We start from the raw sequence: 16,196 nt of genomic DNA, 5'->3' as shown, positions 1-16,196 counted from the left end.
CACGATCAAGGGCCACGGCAGTATCGCCGCGCCGGCCCCCTTCAACACCGCGCCGCCCAGTGCCCCCCGCCGGCGATGGCCAGGTTCCAGCCCACCACAACCAGCGACTGCCCTAGGTCGATCTGCTCGCCCGCGCGGCGCGCCACCGCGGTCTGCATCAGGGCCGACACGCCGCCGAAGCCCAACCCCCACAGCGCCACCGCGGCTACCAGCATCGCCTGCGATCGCGGCAGCAGCGCCATTGCCACCACGGCCAGCAGGAACAGCGCCATGCCGGCGGCCACCAGGGCGCGCATCCAGCGGTCGATCAAGGCACCGGTCAGCACCATGCTGACCACTGAGGTGGCGCCGAACAGCAGCAACAGGCGATCGAGCGCGGCCTGCGAACCGGATAGCGCGGTGAACGGCGCGATATAGGTGTACAGGGTGTTCTGCGCCAGCACGGCCAGCAGCATCACCGCATAAACCGCCAGCAGCCCCGGCCGTTTCAGCATGTCACGCAAGCGGCCGCTCTGCTGCTGCGGAATGCCGGGCACCCGCGGCAGCATGAGGCGCGCGCCGGGCACCAGCGCCAGGCTGAGCAGCGACATCAGCCCGAACACCCAACGCCAGCCGATGTGCTGCGCCAGCCAGGTGCCGGCCGGAATGCCGATGGTCATCGCCAGCGGAATACCCACCATCACGATGGAAATGGCGCGGCCCTGCTGCTGCGGCGCCACCATGCGGCTGGCGTAGCCGGCCACCAGCGCCCACAACAGGCCGGCGGCTACGCCATCGACGAAGCGCGCGGCCAGCATCAACGCGTACGAGTCGCTCCACACCATCACGCTGTTGGCCAGCGCGAAACCGAGCATGCTCGCCATCAGCAGCGGTCGCCGTGGCAGGTGGCTGGTGAGCTTGACCATCGGAATGGCGGTGAGCAGCGAGCCCAGCGCGTAGATTGTGGTGAGCTGGCCTACCAGCGATGCGCTGATGTCGAGGTCGCGGCTTATCGAGGGCAGCAGTCCGGCGGCGATGCATTCGGTGAGCACGGTGATGAAGGTGGCGCAGGCCAGTGCCAGCAGGCCGAGCATCGGCAGGCGTTCGCGGGTGGATTCGCCGGCAGCGCGGGGCAGGGCGTCTTCGACAGCGTTCATGGTCGCCGCTCCCGGCTGGGTGCCGTGAGGTGGGCGAAGCTCGAGTTTAGGGACACGGTGTGCTCCGTTCGTTGAGGGGGAGCCACAAGGTAGATAACGCGCATACGCGGAAAAAGACGGCTAGAGTTCTTGGCTTTCCGGATTTGGAGTTCCGTAATCCATGAGAGCAGTGGACAGCCTGAGCAGTCTGCAAACCTTCGTGCAGGTAGCGGACAACCTGAGTTTTGCTGCGGCCGCCCGAATGCAGGGCGTCTCCGCCTCGGCGGTGGGCAAGGCCATCGCGCGGCTGGAGCAGCAACTGGATGTGCGCCTGTTCCATCGCAGTACGCGCAGCGTGGCGCTCACCGCCGAGGGGCAGTTGTTCCTGACGCGCTGCCGCCGTGCGCTGGATGAGCTGGAGCAGGCCGAAGGCGAGCTGTGCAGCCGCTCCACCGAGCCGCGCGGCAACTTGCGCGTGGCCTTGCCGCTGGCGAGCGGCCTCGTGCTGTCGGTGCTGTCCGATTTTGCGCAGGCCTATCCGCAAATCCGTCTGGATCTGGATTTCGACGACCGCCTGGTCAACGTGGTGGAGGAAGGCTTCGACGTGGTGCTGCGGGTGGGCGAACCTGCCGATTCGCGCCTCAGTGCACGGCGCGTGGGCGGCTTTCGCCGACGACTGGTGGCCGCACCCGCCTATCTGGTGCGCAAGGGCGTGCCGCGTGTGCCGGCCGACCTGGTTCACCACGACTGCCTGCACTACCGCTACCCCACCAGCGGCAGGATGGAGGCTTGGCCGTTGCCGCCGGAGACGGAGATCCCGATCAGCATGGTGTGCAACGACATGGATGCCCGCGTGTGTTTCGCCATACGCGGGTGCGGCATCACCTATCTGCCCGAGCACATGGTGAGCGACGAGTTGGCCGCGGGCGAACTGGTGCCGGTGCTGGAGGAGTACACCAACGTGCGCGGCAGCTTTCATCTGTTGTGGCCGTCGGGGCGGCACATGCTGCCGAAGCTGCGCGCGTTCGTGGATTTCGTGGGGGAACGGTTGCTGGCGGAAACCGGCACTGCGAAGGTCGCGGCGTCCCGGTCTCGCGTGTCTCGCGCCGGCGCCAGGCGCACATGAGCGCCTCGGTGCAGCGCAGCGACTGGCGGCCCCCGGGCCGATCCGCTATTTTGCCGCATTCTCCTCCCGCGCCAAAGCTGGGCGGATCACGCAAGCTATGGGAGTCCGAGTGAGCATCAAACCCGACAAGTGGATCCGGCGCATGGCCGAGCAGCACGGCATGATCGAGCCGTTCGAACCCGGCCAAGTCAAGTTGCGCGATGGCCAGAAGCTGGTCTCCTACGGCACCTCGAGCTATGGCTACGACGTGCGTTGCGCCCGGGAATTCAAGATATTCACCAATATCAACTCGACCATCGTCGACCCGAAGGCGTTCGACCCGACCAGTTTCGTCGACGTCGAGGCGGATGTATGCATCATCCCGCCGAACTCGTTTGCGCTGGCGCGCACCGTCGAGTTCTTCCGCATCCCGCGCAAGGTGCTGACCATCTGCCTGGGCAAGAGCACGTACGCACGCTGCGGCATCATCGTCAACGTGACGCCGCTTGAGCCCGAATGGGAAGGCCACGTGACGCTGGAGTTCTCCAACACCACGCCGTTGCCTGCAAAAATCTACGCTAACGAAGGGGTGGCGCAGATGCTGTTTCTGGAGTCGGACGAGGAGTGCGAGACCAGCTACAAGGACCGCGGCGGCAAGTATCAGGGCCAGCAGGGCGTCACCTTGCCGCGCACCTGAATCCGCGAGCTGAACGGCGTGTGCCGGTGGCTCCGCCACACCGGCGCGCCGGCGTTACACTCCAGCCGATACCACCGAACGATTTGCAAGGAGACCCCGCATGATCCGTATTTCCCCATGGCTGACGCGCGCCACCGCTGCGCTCATGCTGGGCAGCCTGCTCGTACTCGCCGGCTGCCATCGCGGCAGCACCAAGGACGAAGCCAGCGCGGCATCGATGAAAGGGCAGTTCGATGCCACCATCAAGGCCTACAAGAGCGGCCAGTTCCTGGTCGATGGTGCCGTGCTTTCGGCGCTGGACACCGGCAGCCATTTCGCCTATCTGAAGGACCAGGGCCAGCTGCCCAAGACCGTATTGCTCGAACGCAGCGACGACTCGAAGATCCGCAAGCAGCATCTTGAATACATGGCGCGCATGCAGCTCGACTACGGCTTCACCGTGTACTACGACGACGATGGCACGCTGAAGAAGATCAACCCGGTGGCGATGAAGGCTCGCACGCTCGAGGATTATCACGCACCGGCAGCGATGCCTGACCAGCTGAAGGGCAAGGACGCCGCTGGCAGCAGCATGGAAGATCAGCAACAGCGGCAACAGCAGCAATATTGATTCCCGGCCCGCTTCGCCGGCGAAAACGCCCACGTCTCGCGACGTGGGCGTTTTTCGTTTCAGCCGGCGTTCGGACGGCCGGCGGCAAGCGCGTTGCGCAGCGGATCGATCCGTGCTTCCCGCGCAGTCGCGTCATATGGCACGGCCTTGCCATGCCCCCAGACCGGGCCTGGCCATGCGGCATCGCCCTCATTGCGGGCGACCACGTGGATGTGCAGCTGCCGCACGATGATGCCGAGCGCTGCAATGTTGAGTTTCTCGCAGGGAGCGACCCGGCGTAGCGCCGCGGCTGCGAGATTGACCTCGCGCCAGAGGGCGAGCTGACCTGCGTCGTCCAGGTCGGCGATCTCGACCAGGCCGGTCTGGCGCGGCACCAGGACCAGCCACGCGTAGCGGGCATCGTTCATCAGACGTACGTCGCATAGGGACAGCGATGCGACCGGACAGGTATCCGCAGCCAGCCGCGGATCCAGGACGAAACCGGCAATGCTCATGCGCCGGCCACGTGCCGGTCGAGGAACGCCAGCGTGCGCTGCATGGCGAGCTTGGCGCTGGACTCGTCGTAGCTCGGGCCGACATCGCGGTTGAACCCATGGCCGGCGGGATAGGTGAAGGTTTCCATCTGCGGCAGCAGTTCGCGATGCTTCGCGACCATCTCCGGCGGGATGCTGGTGTCGTACTCGCCAAAGTGGAACATCACCGGCGCCCTCGGCTGTTCATGCAGGAACGGCAGGTTGCGCGCGCCGTAGTAGCTCACCGAGGGCAGGCCCAGTCGCAACGCGGCTAGCAGCGCCACCGTGCCGCCCCAGCAATAACCGACGGTGCCGATCCTGCCGGACGACGAAATCGCTTCGGCCGCGCTGGCGACGTCCTCCAGCGCGCGCTCCAGCCCCAGTTCGTTGACCAGCTGCTTGCCCCGGGCGGAGCCGGCCCGGTCGTAGCCCAGTTCCACGCCGCTTTCCAGGTGATCGAAGAACGCCGGCGCGATCGCGGTGTAGCCATGCTCGGCAAAGCGGTCCGCGACGCTGCGGATGTGCGCGTTGACGCCGTAGATTTCCTGGATCACCACGATACCGCCCCTGGGCCTGCCCTGCGGTTGCGCCAGATAGGCACCGATGCACTGGGTGCGTGTGGTAGGGAGATTGATCTGCTGGCCCATGATGGTTTCCCGTGCTGGAAGAGGCGCAGCTTAGCGGCCCGGCCGGATTGCCGACGCTGACGTATAATCGCCTGTTTCCCCGCACGTTTCGACGGTAATCCCAACCCATGTCCCAGGCCGCACACAAGATCGGTTTCGTCAGCCTCGGCTGCCCCAAGGCGCTGGTCGATTCCGAGCGCATCCTCACCCAGTTGAAGGTCGAGGGTTACGAAATCGTGCCCAGCTACGGCGAGGCCGACGCCGTGGTGGTGAACACCTGCGGGTTCATCGACGCAGCGGTGCAGGAGTCGCTGGATTCGATCGGCACCGCGCTGAACGAGAACGGCAAGGTCATCGTCACCGGCTGCCTGGGCAAGCGCGAGGGACTGATCCGCGAGGCGTATCCCGACGTGCTGTCCATCAGCGGGCCGCAGGACTACGTCAGCGTGATGAATGCAGTGCATACCGCGCTGCCGCCGCAGCGCAACCGCTTCCTCGACATCGTGCCGGACACCGGCGTCAAGCTGACCCCGAAGCACTATGCGTATCTGAAGATTTCCGAAGGCTGCAACCACCGCTGCAGCTTCTGCATCATTCCGTCGATGCGCGGCAACCTGGTCTCGCGCCCGGTCGACGAGGTATTGCTGGAAGCCGAGCGACTGGTGAAGGGCGGCGTGAAGGAACTGCTGGTGATCTCGCAGGACACCAGCGCGTACGGAGTGGACCTGAAGTATGCCGAGCGCGAATGGCGCGGCAAGTCATACCGCACGCGCATGACCGAGCTGTGCGAAGGCCTGTCGGAACTCGGCGTGTGGACGCGGCTGCACTACGTGTATCCGTATCCGCACGTGGACGAGGTGATGCCGCTGATGGCGGAAGGGAAGATCCTGCCGTACCTGGACATCCCGTTCCAGCACGCCAGCCCTCGCATCCTCAAGTTGATGAAGCGGCCGGGCAACATCGACAAGACGCTGGAGCGCATCCAGAACTGGCGCAAGGCCGTACCCGACCTCACCATCCGCAGCACCTTCATCGTCGGCTTTCCCGGCGAGACCGACGCCGAGTTCGAGGAACTGCTCGGTTTCCTGCGTGAAGCGAAGCTCGATCGCGTCGGTGCCTTCGCCTATTCGCCGGTCGACGGCGCCAGGGCCAACGAGCTGCCTGATCCGGTCTCCGAGGAATTGAAGGAAGATCGCCTCGAACAGTTCATGGCGGTGCAGGCGGAAATCTCCGCCGCCAGGTTGCAGCAGAAGATCGGCCGCACCATTACCGTGCTGGTCGACGAGGCCGGCGCCGACGGTGCCGTGGCGCGCTCCGCGGCGGACGCGCCCGAGATCGACGGCACGGTGCTGATCGCGGACGGCCAGCAGCTGAAGCCCGGCCAGTTCGTTGAGGTCGTGGTGGAGCGCGCCAGCGAGCACGATCTGTACGCGCGTCTCGCTGGCTGATCGCAATGCGCTACCACGCGCCGCTGCGCGAGGCAGTCGATCCGGCGGTGTTCGGGCGGCAGCCGCTGGCGGCGTGGCACGACTATGCCGGCTTGCTGCAGGGCGCGGAATGGCCGTCCATCGAGGCACTCAACAACCGCATTTCCGGCGACGTGACGCAGCGCTTCGTGGCGCAGACTCCCGACCTGCTGGCCGATGGCCTGCACTACGAGCAGCGCATTGCCGAGCGTGGCGAAATCGCCACGCGTGCGGGCAACTGGCACGACCTGCTCAATGCGCTGGTGTGGCTGCGCCATCCGGCGCTGAAGCTGGCGCTGAACCAGCGCCAGATGGCCGAGATCGCCCGCGTGGGGTCGAAGCAGCGCTCGCGCGCGCAGTACGCGATGACCCATTTCGACGAGGGCGGCGTCATCGTCGAAGTGCGCGATCCGGCCTTGCTGGCGTTGTGGGACGCGCACGACTGGCATGGCCTGTTCTGGCGCCGCCGGCAGGCGTGGCTGGATGGTTCGATCCGGCTGGAGCTGTTCGGGCACGCGCTGCTGGAGCTCGCACTGAATCCGGACAAATTGCTGGTGGGCAAGGCCCTGGTATTTGCGTCACGCCGTGCTGCCGGGACGGCGCAGATGTCTGTCCTTTGTGCCGAGGCGATAGCGTCGGGGCGCCTGCTGCACGATCCGCTGGAACTGCGCCCGCTACCGCTGTCCGGGCTGCCGGGCTGGCGCGCCGACAATGAGGACGAGTCGTTCCATCGCAGCACCATCTGCTACCAGCCGCGGCGCGCAGGCCGCGAGTATCCTCCGGCGATCCTGCTGCCACATGCCTGACAGGATGACGGCCCGCGAGGTGTCATGGCGGTATTGCAGCGATCCGTTCCCGGCAAGCCTGTCGAAGATGCCCTCCGACACACGGCAGCCAGCCATGGACGTGATCCGATCCAGCGGCCGGGTCAATTCGTGCCGTCCTCGCCGTAATGCACTGCCAGCATGGAAAACTCGGCGGGCCCTCCCGGCAGCTCGGCAAGAAACTCGTCGCCGACGCGCTTCTTCAGCACCGCCCGCGCCAGCGGCGAGTCGATGCTGATCCAGCCGAGCCTGGCGTCGGTTTCGTCGGGGCCGACGATGCGGTAATGAAGGATCTCGCCGGTGTCCGCGTTCTCCAGTTCGATGCGGGCGCCAAAGAAAACCATGCCGAGATCGCCCGGTACGCCCTCGGCCACCTTGAGCGAGGGAATCCGTTTGCTGAGATAGCGTGCACGGCGATCGATTTCGCCCAGTTGCTTCTTGCGGTAGATGTACTCGGCATTTTCCGAGCGGTCGCCTTCGGCGGCCGCCGCCGCGAGCGCCTTCACCACTTCCGGCCGCAGCACGTGCCACAGGTGATCGAGTTCATGCTTGAGGCGCTCGAAACCTTCGCGGGTGATGATCGCGGTGGAGCCGGGCGAGGGTGGACGCCAGCGGCTCATGCGGGGCTGCCCAGCAGTCGTCGTTGTGCGTCGATCTCCGCGCGAAGCGGATGCTCGGGCCAGGCGGCCACGAGGCGATCGAGCAGGGCTGTCGCCTCGGCGCGCTGGTCGACATGTTCGGCGAGCTTACGGGCGGCCAGCAGGCCATAGTGCGCAGCCTGTGGGTCGCGTGGCCATTGCGCCACGAAGCAGCCGCACAGGTGCAGCGCGAGCCGGCTCATGCCCAGCCGCGCAGCCAGGTCGGCCAGTTCGCCACAGGTTCGTGGGTCGTCCGGAATGAATCCGTCATCGATGCCCCGGCATTCCTGCAGCAGGCCCAGCGCGCGGCGCGATTCGCCTTGGGCGATCAGTGCGGCGATCCAGATCTGGCCGTGTACCAGCAGGCCGTCGCGCAGGTTCTGCCGCTGGAGCAACCGGCGATAGGCCAGGTGCAGCGAAGCCGGCGCAATCCGGTCCTGCATCCGGGCGACCAGCAGCGCGGTGGCCGCGGCGGGATCGGCTGGGGCCAGTGCCTCGACTTCGGCGAGCAAGGTTTCATCGGCATCCTGGCCGCCGGCTCTGGCCAGCTTCGGCGCCTCCGGCTCCAGCCCGAAGCGTTCATGGCGCTGGTGGATCATCGCGCCCATCAGGTGGAAGGCCAGCACGATCAGGTAGGTGTAGGCGAAGGCAAACAGCGGCAACGCGAGCAGCCGCGGCAGCAGTGCGGTGCTGACCGAGGCCAGCACGATCAGCACCCCCAGCAGCAGGTTGATCGCCACGGGAATGAGATAGGCCGCGCCGAAGCTGCCGATGACGCGGGTCCAGTTGAACGGGTTGAGTGCCAGCGCCAGGTTGCCGTCGAACGCCAGCGACATGTCGATCGCGGGCAGCGCCAGTGCAGAGACGATCAGCACCGGCCACAGCAGGCGCGGAAAGAACACGATGGCGATCAGGCACAGCGCGGCGACCAGCAGATGGATCGCGGTCAACCCCCAGCCACTGGCATCGTTGCCATCGCTGCCGACGTCGGGTGGATCGGCGTAGCCATGGGCGGTATGCAGCAGGCAGTCGGCGGCGTAGCGCCAGGTGGCGGCCCACACCAGCGCACTGGCCAGTGCCCCGATGTACGACGGCAACAGGCCGACGTAATGCAGCAAGGCGATGACCACGCAGGTGGGCAGAGCCGCGCCACGCAGCGGATAGCCGAAGCCTGTTCTCAGGCGGTCGCCGAACGGCGTGTCGGCGGCGACGGTTTCAACGCGGGGCATGTCGTCGCGCGCTCAGCGCTTGCCGCCGAAGATGCCGCCCAGCACGCCGCGCAGGATCTGCCGGCCGAGCTGGCTGCCGGCAGTGCGCACCATCTGTTTGCCCATCGTCTCGATCATGCCCTGGCGCCGCTTGGTGCCGAACAGCGCGTCGTGCACGGCGCCACTCCAGCCGGCATCGGCATCCCTGGCGGGAGCGCCGGCGGCCACGGTGGCTGCATCGGCGGCCTTGTCGCTGGCGCGTTTGGCCAGCATCTCGGCGGCTGATTCGCGATTGACGGTGGTGTCGTATTTGCCGCCGACCGGCGAACGCTGGCGGATGGTGGCGCGCTCGGCGTCGGTGATCGCGCCGATGCGGCAGCATGGTGTGGTCACCAGCACCTGTTCCACCGGCGTCGGCACGCCGCCGTTGGCCAGGGTGGAAGCCAGCGCCTCGCCGACGGCGAGCCTGGTGATCGCCTCGACGACGTCGAGCTTCGGGTTGGCCACGAAGGTTTCCGCCGCCGCCCTGATCGCTTTCTGGTCGCGCGGGGTGAACGCGCGCAACGCGTGTTGGATGCGGTTGCCGAGCTGGCCCAGGATCACGCCGGGCACGTCGTCCGGATTCTGCGAACAGAAGTACACGCCGACGCCCTTGGAGCGGATCAGCCGCACCACCTGTTCCACCCGCTGCAGCAGCGCCGGCGAGGCGTCGTCGAACAGCAGGTGTGCCTCGTCGAAGAAGAACACCATCTTCGGCTGGTCGAGATCGCCCACTTCGGGCAACTGCTCGAACAGCTCGGACAGCAGCCACAGCAGGAAGGTGGAGTACAGCCGCGGCTTCATGATCAACTGGTCCGCGGCGAGCACGTTGATGATGCCGCGCCCGCTCATGTCCTGGCGCATCAGGTCGGCCAGCTCCAGCGCCGGTTCGCCGAAGAACTGCTCGGCGCCGTCGCCTTCGAGTTTCAGGACCGCGCGCTGGATCGCCGCGATGCTGGTTGTACTGATCAGACCGTACTGGGTCGAGATGGCTTTGGCATTGTCGGCGGCATACGTGAGCAGGGCGCGCAGGTCGGTCAGGTCGAGCAGCAGCCAGCCCTGGTCGTCGGCCGCCTTGAAGATCACCTCCAGCACGCCTTCCTGGGTGTCGTTCAATTCCAGCACGCGGCCGAGCAGGGTCGGGCCCATCTCGCTGATGGTGGCGCGCACCGGATGGCCCAGCTTGCCATAGATGTCCCAGAACACCACCGGATTGGCCTGAGGCTTCCAGTCGGTGAGCTTGAGCATGGCCAGGCGGGCCTTGAGCTTGTCGCCCGGCTCGCCTGCGGCCATCGCAAGGCCAGCCAGGTCGCCCTTGGCGTCAGCCAGGAAGCAAGGCACGCCAAGTCGCGAAAAGCCTTCGGCCAGCACCATCAGCGAAACGGATTTCCCGGTGCCGGTGGCGCCCGCGATCATGCCGTGGCGATTGCCGTAGTGCGTGTCGAGATTGACGCTGGCATGGTCGTTGCGGCCGATCAGGATGTCAGTCATGGCGTTCCGTCCGTTGGTGATCGGGCGATTGTAGCCAACCCGGCGCGGCTGTCCGCGATGCGCGCGCGTTGAGTCGGGGAGCCACGACCGCTATGGTGGTCGTTTTTCCGCGGGTGAAGTTTCCGATGTCGTTGTGTTCCGTTGTTCGTTCCATGCGCCCGTTGGCGCTTGCCGTGGCGTTCGGTCTGCTGGGCGCCTGCGCCAGCACAGGCAGCAGCAAGACTCCGGCGCCGGTGGACGCGCTTTACGGACAGCTCGACGAGGCCAGCAAGGGCTACGAAACGGCTTTGCAGCAGTCGCGCGAGGGCAACCTGGATGCTTCGCAACTGACGCTGACCCGATCGCTGGACCAGCTGAAGGCCGCCGCGGCCCGCTGCGGCAATACCCCGGGCTGCGATACGCAGCGGTTCTTCTCGGTCTTCGACCGGCTGCTTCGATTGAAGGACGGCGATTTCAGCGGCGACCAGGATCTCAACAGTGACGTGGATCCGGCCCAGCGCTCCCTGCCGACAGGCAAGGCCGGTGCCGCCGCGTTGCCGCAGGCGCAGCGCAGCGTGACCCTGCTGCACGGGCAGAAGCTGTCGGAGTTGATCGCGATGAACGGCCCGGTCAAGGCAGCACTGGAAATGTGGCTGACTCAATGGCGTCCGCAGTTGATGGACGCCTGGGTCAACTACCAGTTCATGCGCTACCAGATGTGGCCGCAGTACGAGAGAGCCGACCTGCCCGAGGCGTTGCTGTTCGGCATGGTGGCCAAGGAGTCCGGCGGCAAGGTGCATGCCGTGTCCCGCTCGGGTGCCGCCGGGCCGCTGCAGTTCATGTATGCCACCGGCATGCGTTTCGGCCTGGGCACCGACAATGGTTTCGACACGCGCTTCGACCCGTCGGCATCGGCCCGCGCCAATGCCGAATACCTCAACGAACAGCTGCGCAAGTTCAACAACAATCTCGAACTCACCATCGGTGCCTACAACACCGGCGAAGGACGCATGGGCCGGCTCGTCGGCGACAACAGCGCGTTGAGTTTCTACGATCCACGCATCTACAACGCGCTGCCGCAGGAAACCCGCGACTACGTGCCTTCGGTGCTGGCAGCAGCCTGGTTGTTCCTGCATCCGCAAAGCTACAACCTGCGTTTTCCCAAGGTCGACGGTGCGCCGGGCTCGATCATCCTGAAGCGGCCGGCGTCGCTGTCCGAACTGACGGTATGCCTGGGTTCGGCCGGTGGCGTGAGCGATGGCTGGTTCCGCACCTTGCGCAATCTCAATCCGAAGCTCGACCCGCAAGTGACCCAGCCGACGGGCACGCGGATGGCATTGCCGAAGAGTCTCGAGAGCGCCTACGCGTCGCGTTGCGTCGATGGTCCCTGGCCGATCCTGGCAGGTGACCTGCATCACGCGGTCATCCCCGTGGTGACGACGCCGATGGCGGCTCCGGCGGCGCCGAGCGAAAGTCGCTACAAGGTGCGCGGCGGCGATTCGCTGGTCAGCATAGTGCGCAAGCTGCATTGCTCAAGCGTGCAGGAAGTGGCCGAGATGAATGGCCTCAAGCACCATCGCATCCGCGCCGGGCAGGTATTGAAACTGCCGGCGTGCCATTGAGCGGCGTGGTTTCGATGCGGGAATGAAACGATCCGGCCGGAGCCGGAGCGGCGCGCGCGGTCGTCGGCGCGCGGTATCCGGGGCGAAGGCCCGCTGACCGGACCAGCAACGAACCTCCAGCTCAGGCGGCAGCGGTTTCGTTCATCCAGCTGTCGACGGAGCTGCCGGCATGGTGAACTTCCTTCAACTCACGCAGCAGCTGCATCAGCTGGCGATGCTGCGGCTGCAGGCTTGCGTGCGGCGAATTCTTGGTCTCGTGGTAGGCCACCGCGAGCCACAGCGCGATACCGCGCAAAACGACCTCGGGGTTGTTGGAACAGGCGCGTTCATAACCGACGTGGGTGCCGTGGCCCCAGGGCAGGTAGCGCGCTTCGGGAGGGGTGCCGTACAGATGGGGGAAGTCGCTGCGCGAAGCCTGGCCGATTTCGCGCAGGGTCAGCGTACTCAGGCGTTCCCGACTGCGCTTGGGCAGGGCCTGGATGCCGCGTTCGATGTCGCGGAATTGGCGACCGAGCTGGCGCGCCCGCATCATCGCGAAAAACGGAGTGAGTAGTTGCATGGAGATCCCTCGACGCTGGAATTCGGCAGCACGCGAGACGTACGGCGTGATGGCGAGCGTAACGAAGCGATCCGGGCAATTGCGCCTAGAACGTCACAAAATGACGCATGACGTCAGTTTTCCCGTGACTGACGTGGTGTGGTTGTGGCTTCAGCCGCCGTGCCCGAGCCGCTGCCCCACCCTCACGGCCTGCTGCGGCTGAAGCGCATCCAGGGTCGAACCCTTGGGCAGTAACAAGATCACGGTGGAGCCCATGTTGAAGCGTGCCATCTCGGCGAAGCGTTCCAAGGTGATGTTCTGGCCGACGAACGACTTGCGCCTGATCGACGAGGCGTACGGAGGGATCACCAGACCGTCCCACACCGTGGCCACCGATGAAACCAGGATCGCGCCGACCATCACCACCACGAACGGGCCGTGCTCGCCATCGAAGTGGCAGACCAGCCGCTCGTTGCGCGCGAACAGCCGCGGGATCGCCGCCACCGCGAACGGCGCCACGCTGAAAATGCGGCCGGGCACATGCACGGTTTCCTTCAGCGTGCCTTTCAGCGGCATGTGCACACGGTGGTAATCGCGCGGTGACAGGTAGACGGTGACGAAGCAGCCATCGCGGTAAGGCGCGGCCGCGGCCTGGTCGCCACCGAGCAGTTCGGCGGCGGTGTACTCCTGCCCCTTGGCCTGGAAGATGCGGCCGTCGACGATCGCGCCGGACTGACTGATGCGCCCGTCGGCAGGCGAGAGCAGGGCGGCCGGGTCGGTATCGGCGCGGCGTGCATCGGGGCGCAGCTTGCGCGTGAAGAACGCATTGAAATGCTGATAGGCGAGCGCATCGGGCTGCGCGGCCTCGGCCATGTCCACGTTGTAATTGCGCACGATGGTGGAGATCAGCCAGTTCTTCCATGGCGCGAATGTCCACCGGGTAGCCCGGTAGACGACCCGCGACAGGAGCCGATGCGGCAAGATGTACTGCAGGAATACGTTGAAAGTCATCCGCCCAGTATAAGGGGTGCCGTACGCCGCAGGCCTTATAATCGCCGGCCATTCCGTTGCACTCTGGATCGCCGTGACCGCCGAACTTGCCACCATCATCGACTTCATCCGTTATGGCGCCAGTCGCTTCTCGGCGGCGGGGCTCACCTTTGGCCACAGCCACGACAACCCGATCGACGAAGCCACGCACCTGATCCTCGCCAGCCTGCACCTGCCGCCCGATATTCCGCCGGCATATGGCGCCGGCCGACTCACCGCGGCCGAGCGCGAGCAAGTGCTGGGGTTGATCGAACGCCGCGTCAGCGAGCGTTTGCCAGTGGCCTATCTGGTCGGCGAGACCTGGTTCGCCGGACTGAAATTCAAGAGCGACCGCCGCGCGCTGGTACCTCGCTCGCCGATCGCCGAGCTGATCGAGTCGGGCTTCGCGCCGTGGCTGGACGAGCGCCACATCGAGCGCGCGCTGGACCTGTGCACGGGTTCAGGCTGCATCGGCATCGCGATGGCGGAGTACAACCCGGAGTGGCAGGTGGACATCGTCGACATCAGCGACGAGGCACTGTCGCTGGCGCGCGAGAACATCGTGTTCCAGCATGTCGAGGGCCGCGTCGAGGCGATCCGGTCGGATCTGTTCGCCGGCGTGGCCGGGCGCAAGTACGACCTGATCGTCTCCAACCCGCCGTACGTCACCGAGGACGAATACGCAGCGTTGCCGGGCGAGTATGCGCACGAACCGAAACTGGGCCTCACTTCCGGCGCCGACGGCCTGGATCTGTGCCTGCGCATGCTGGACGAGGCCGCCGACCATCTCACCGACGATGGCCTTCTGATCGTGGAAGTCGGGGAGAGCGAGCACGCGCTGGCCGCGCTGCTGCCGCAGGTGCCCTTCATCTGGATCGAGTTCAAGGTGGGACAGATGGGTGTGTTCGCACTGGAGCGGCGCGATCTGGTCGAACACGCCGCATCCATCCGGGCGGCGGCCCTGGCGCGCCGCGCCGGCTGAGGCACCCGTAGCATGGACATGAATACCCTGCGCCTGCGACTGGATGCGCTGCGACCGACCGACGCCGAGATGTTGTTCGATTATCGCAGCGACCCGGTCGTTGCCCGTTTCCAGGGCTGGCGCCCGGCCAGCGTGGCCGAAGCCGCGAATTTCATCGGGCGCCAGGCCGGCGCCTCCCTGGACAAGCCGGGTGGCTGGTTTCAGCGCGCAATCCGCCTGCGCGAGGATGGCGCACTGATCGGCGATGTCGGTATACACCTGCCCGCGGAAGCAGAGGGCTCGGTCGAATTCGGCATCAGCCTGGCGCCTGCCCATCAAGGCAGGGGCTACGCCTGCGAGGCTGTGGGCGCGGTGTTCGAACTGGTGTTCGGCGAGCTCGGCCGGCATCGCATCCATGCCTCGGTCGATCCGCGCAACCTCGCCAGCATGGCCATGCTGCGCGCGCTGGGCATGCGGCAGGAGGCCCATCACCGCGAAAGCCTGTGGCTGCACGGCGAATGGGTCGACGACGTGGTGTTCGCGCTGCTGGCCAGCGAGTGGCGTGCCGCGTCAGCGGCCCGCTGACGCGAGGATGCGTCGTCGCGCTAAGCTGTAGCGGTTTCCTTCGGACGTCCAAACCCCGTGTCCAGCAATTCCTTCGGCAAACTGTTCACCGTCACCACCTTCGGCGAAAGCCACGGGCCGGCGATCGGCTGCGTGATCGACGGCTGTCCGCCGGGACTGGCGATCGGCGCCGAGGAATTCCGCAGCGATCTCGATCGCCGCGCCACCGGCCGCAGCCGCTACACCTCGCAGCGGCATGAGGCCGACGAGGTGGAGATTCTCTCCGGCGTATACGAAGGCAGGACCACCGGCACGCCGATCGCGCTGCTGATCCGCAACACCGACCAGCGCAGCAAGGACTACGGCGACATCGCGTCGAGCTTCCGCCCCGGCCACGCCGACTACACCTACTGGCAGAAGTACGGCATCCGCGACCCGCGCGGTGGCGGACGTTCGTCGGCGCGCGAGACCACCATGCGCGTGGCTGCGGCAGTCATCGCCAAGAAGTGGCTGGCCGAGCGTCACGGCGTGCGGGTGCGTGGCTACCTGGCGCAGATCGGCGAGGTCGTGCCGGATGCGTTCGACTGGGACGCGGTGGGACAGAACCCGTTCTTCTGGCCCGATGCGGGCCAGGTACCGGCACTGGAGACTTACATCAACGCGCTGCGCAAGTCCGGCGACTCGGTCGGCGCGCGCGTCAGCGTGGTCGCCGACGGCGTGCCGCCGGGCTGGGGCGAACCGATCTACGGCAAGCTCGACGGCGACCTGGCCAGCGCGCTGATGTCGATCAACGCGGTCAAGGGCGTGGAGATCGGCGACGGTTTCGCCGCCGTCGTCCAGCACGGCAGCGAGCATCGCGATGAAATGAGCATGGACGGCTTTGCGTCCAATCACGCCGGCGGCATTCTTGGCGGCATCAGCAGCGGCCAGCCGGTGACCGCCTCGATCGTGCTCAAGCCCACCTCGAGCATCCTGATTCCCGGCCACAGCGTGAACCTGGCCGGCGAACCGACCGAGGTGGTGACCAAGGGCCGTCACGACCCCTGCGTCGGCATCCGCGCCACCCCGATCGCCGAGGCGATGATGGCGCTGGTGCTGATCGATCACGCGCTGCGCCATCGCGCACAGTGCGGCGACGTGGGCGTCGTGACGCCGCGCATTCCATGACCGGG

The 16,196-nt window shown here is 66.4% G+C and carries 17 protein-coding genes; 9 read left to right on the top strand and 8 right to left on the bottom strand.

Annotation, left to right across the window (positions count from 1 at the left end; all coding sequences use genetic code 11):
- Positions 1-41: 41 nt before the first annotated feature.
- Positions 42-1,136 carry an MFS transporter gene (locus ACFPME_RS14395; RefSeq protein WP_377306345.1) on the bottom strand — a complete coding sequence of 365 codons (1,095 nt, stop codon included), beginning with the start codon at positions 1,134-1,136 and terminating at the stop codon, positions 42-44.
- 160 nt (positions 1,137-1,296) lie between these two features.
- On the opposite strand from ACFPME_RS14395, the gene ACFPME_RS14390 reads away from it, so the two are divergent.
- The 3 genes from ACFPME_RS14390 to ACFPME_RS14380 all read left to right on the top strand — a co-directional run bounded on the left by ACFPME_RS14390 (position 1,297) and on the right by ACFPME_RS14380 (position 3,527).
- Positions 1,297-2,241 (top strand): LysR family transcriptional regulator, encoded by a 945-nt coding sequence (locus ACFPME_RS14390; protein WP_377306344.1) that lies wholly within the window; start codon positions 1,297-1,299, stop codon positions 2,239-2,241.
- Between the two features lie 109 nt (positions 2,242-2,350).
- Complete coding sequence (gene dcd / locus ACFPME_RS14385) at positions 2,351-2,917, top strand: dCTP deaminase (protein WP_377306343.1); 567 nt, start codon at positions 2,351-2,353, stop codon at positions 2,915-2,917.
- A 100-nt stretch (positions 2,918-3,017) separates the two neighbouring features.
- Positions 3,018-3,527 carry a hypothetical protein gene (locus ACFPME_RS14380; RefSeq protein ID WP_377306342.1) on the top strand — a complete coding sequence of 170 codons (510 nt, stop codon included), beginning with the start codon at positions 3,018-3,020 and terminating at the stop codon, positions 3,525-3,527.
- 59 nt (positions 3,528-3,586) lie between these two features.
- On the opposite strand, the gene ACFPME_RS14375 is transcribed toward ACFPME_RS14380, so the two are convergent.
- Positions 3,587-4,021 carry an HIT domain-containing protein gene (locus ACFPME_RS14375; RefSeq protein ID WP_377306341.1) on the bottom strand — a complete coding sequence of 145 codons (435 nt, stop codon included), beginning with the start codon at positions 4,019-4,021 and terminating at the stop codon, positions 3,587-3,589.
- Positions 4,018-4,686 carry a dienelactone hydrolase family protein gene (locus ACFPME_RS14370; RefSeq protein WP_377306340.1) on the bottom strand — a complete coding sequence of 223 codons (669 nt, stop codon included), beginning with the start codon at positions 4,684-4,686 and terminating at the stop codon, positions 4,018-4,020. Before ACFPME_RS14370 ends, ACFPME_RS14375 begins: the two co-directional genes overlap by 4 nt.
- 107 nt (positions 4,687-4,793) lie before the next feature.
- Here ACFPME_RS14370 and rimO point away from each other — a divergent pair, with 107 nt between their 5' ends.
- Together rimO and ACFPME_RS14360 are read left to right on the top strand one after the other, a co-directional pair.
- Entirely contained in the window at positions 4,794-6,113 is a 1,320-nt protein-coding gene (gene rimO / locus ACFPME_RS14365; protein ID WP_377306339.1) for a 30S ribosomal protein S12 methylthiotransferase RimO, read from the top strand.
- Positions 6,114-6,118: 5 nt separating this feature from the next.
- On the top strand, positions 6,119-6,937 hold the full coding sequence (locus ACFPME_RS14360; protein ID WP_377306338.1) for a DUF3025 domain-containing protein: 819 nt from the start codon (positions 6,119-6,121) through the stop codon (positions 6,935-6,937).
- Between the two features lie 122 nt (positions 6,938-7,059).
- Here the strand turns inward: ACFPME_RS14360 and greB are convergent, their stop codons facing one another.
- From greB to ACFPME_RS14345, 3 genes are read right to left on the bottom strand one after another with little or no spacing between them, the layout of a single operon-like run.
- Complete coding sequence (greB, locus tag ACFPME_RS14355) at positions 7,060-7,575, bottom strand: transcription elongation factor GreB (RefSeq protein WP_377306337.1); 516 nt, start codon at positions 7,573-7,575, stop codon at positions 7,060-7,062.
- Positions 7,572-8,822 (bottom strand): tetratricopeptide repeat protein, encoded by a 1,251-nt coding sequence (locus ACFPME_RS14350; RefSeq protein ID WP_377306336.1) that lies wholly within the window; start codon positions 8,820-8,822, stop codon positions 7,572-7,574. Before ACFPME_RS14350 ends, greB begins: the two co-directional genes overlap by 4 nt.
- A 12-nt stretch (positions 8,823-8,834) precedes the next feature.
- Positions 8,835-10,331 carry a helicase HerA-like domain-containing protein gene (locus tag ACFPME_RS14345; RefSeq protein WP_377306335.1) on the bottom strand — a complete coding sequence of 499 codons (1,497 nt, stop codon included), beginning with the start codon at positions 10,329-10,331 and terminating at the stop codon, positions 8,835-8,837.
- A 125-nt stretch (positions 10,332-10,456) separates the two neighbouring features.
- Between ACFPME_RS14345 and ACFPME_RS14340 the strand changes: the two genes are divergently transcribed.
- Entirely contained in the window at positions 10,457-11,932 is a 1,476-nt protein-coding gene (locus tag ACFPME_RS14340; protein ID WP_377306334.1) for a transglycosylase SLT domain-containing protein, read from the top strand.
- A gap of 121 nt (positions 11,933-12,053) precedes the next feature.
- Here the strand turns inward: ACFPME_RS14340 and ACFPME_RS14335 are convergent, their stop codons facing one another.
- Together ACFPME_RS14335 and asd are read right to left on the bottom strand one after the other, a co-directional pair.
- The gene (locus tag ACFPME_RS14335) at positions 12,054-12,491 is read right to left on the bottom strand and encodes a hypothetical protein (RefSeq protein WP_377306333.1); all 438 of its coding nucleotides are present in this window, start codon (positions 12,489-12,491) and stop codon (positions 12,054-12,056) included.
- Positions 12,492-12,641: 150 nt separating this feature from the next.
- A complete protein-coding gene (asd, locus tag ACFPME_RS14330) occupies positions 12,642-13,481 on the bottom strand; it encodes an archaetidylserine decarboxylase (RefSeq protein WP_377306332.1) in 840 nt (279 codons plus the stop codon).
- A gap of 73 nt (positions 13,482-13,554) precedes the next feature.
- Between asd and prmB the strand changes: the two genes are divergently transcribed.
- From prmB to aroC, 3 genes are read left to right on the top strand one after another with little or no spacing between them, the layout of a single operon-like run.
- Positions 13,555-14,481 carry a 50S ribosomal protein L3 N(5)-glutamine methyltransferase gene (gene prmB, locus ACFPME_RS14325; protein WP_377306331.1) on the top strand — a complete coding sequence of 309 codons (927 nt, stop codon included), beginning with the start codon at positions 13,555-13,557 and terminating at the stop codon, positions 14,479-14,481.
- Positions 14,482-14,493: 12 nt separating this feature from the next.
- The gene (locus tag ACFPME_RS14320; protein ID WP_377306330.1) at positions 14,494-15,045 is read left to right on the top strand and encodes a GNAT family N-acetyltransferase; all 552 of its coding nucleotides are present in this window, start codon (positions 14,494-14,496) and stop codon (positions 15,043-15,045) included.
- Positions 15,046-15,102: 57 nt separating this feature from the next.
- Complete coding sequence (aroC, locus tag ACFPME_RS14315) at positions 15,103-16,191, top strand: chorismate synthase (protein WP_377306329.1); 1,089 nt, start codon at positions 15,103-15,105, stop codon at positions 16,189-16,191.
- Positions 16,192-16,196 lie beyond the last annotated feature (5 nt).

The organism is Rhodanobacter umsongensis (assembly GCF_042654965.1).
GTDB classification, from domain to species: Bacteria; Pseudomonadota; Gammaproteobacteria; order Xanthomonadales; family Rhodanobacteraceae; genus Rhodanobacter; species Rhodanobacter umsongensis.
Note: the sequence above shows the minus strand (reverse complement) of the source record. Positions and strands in the feature narration are given on the sequence as shown.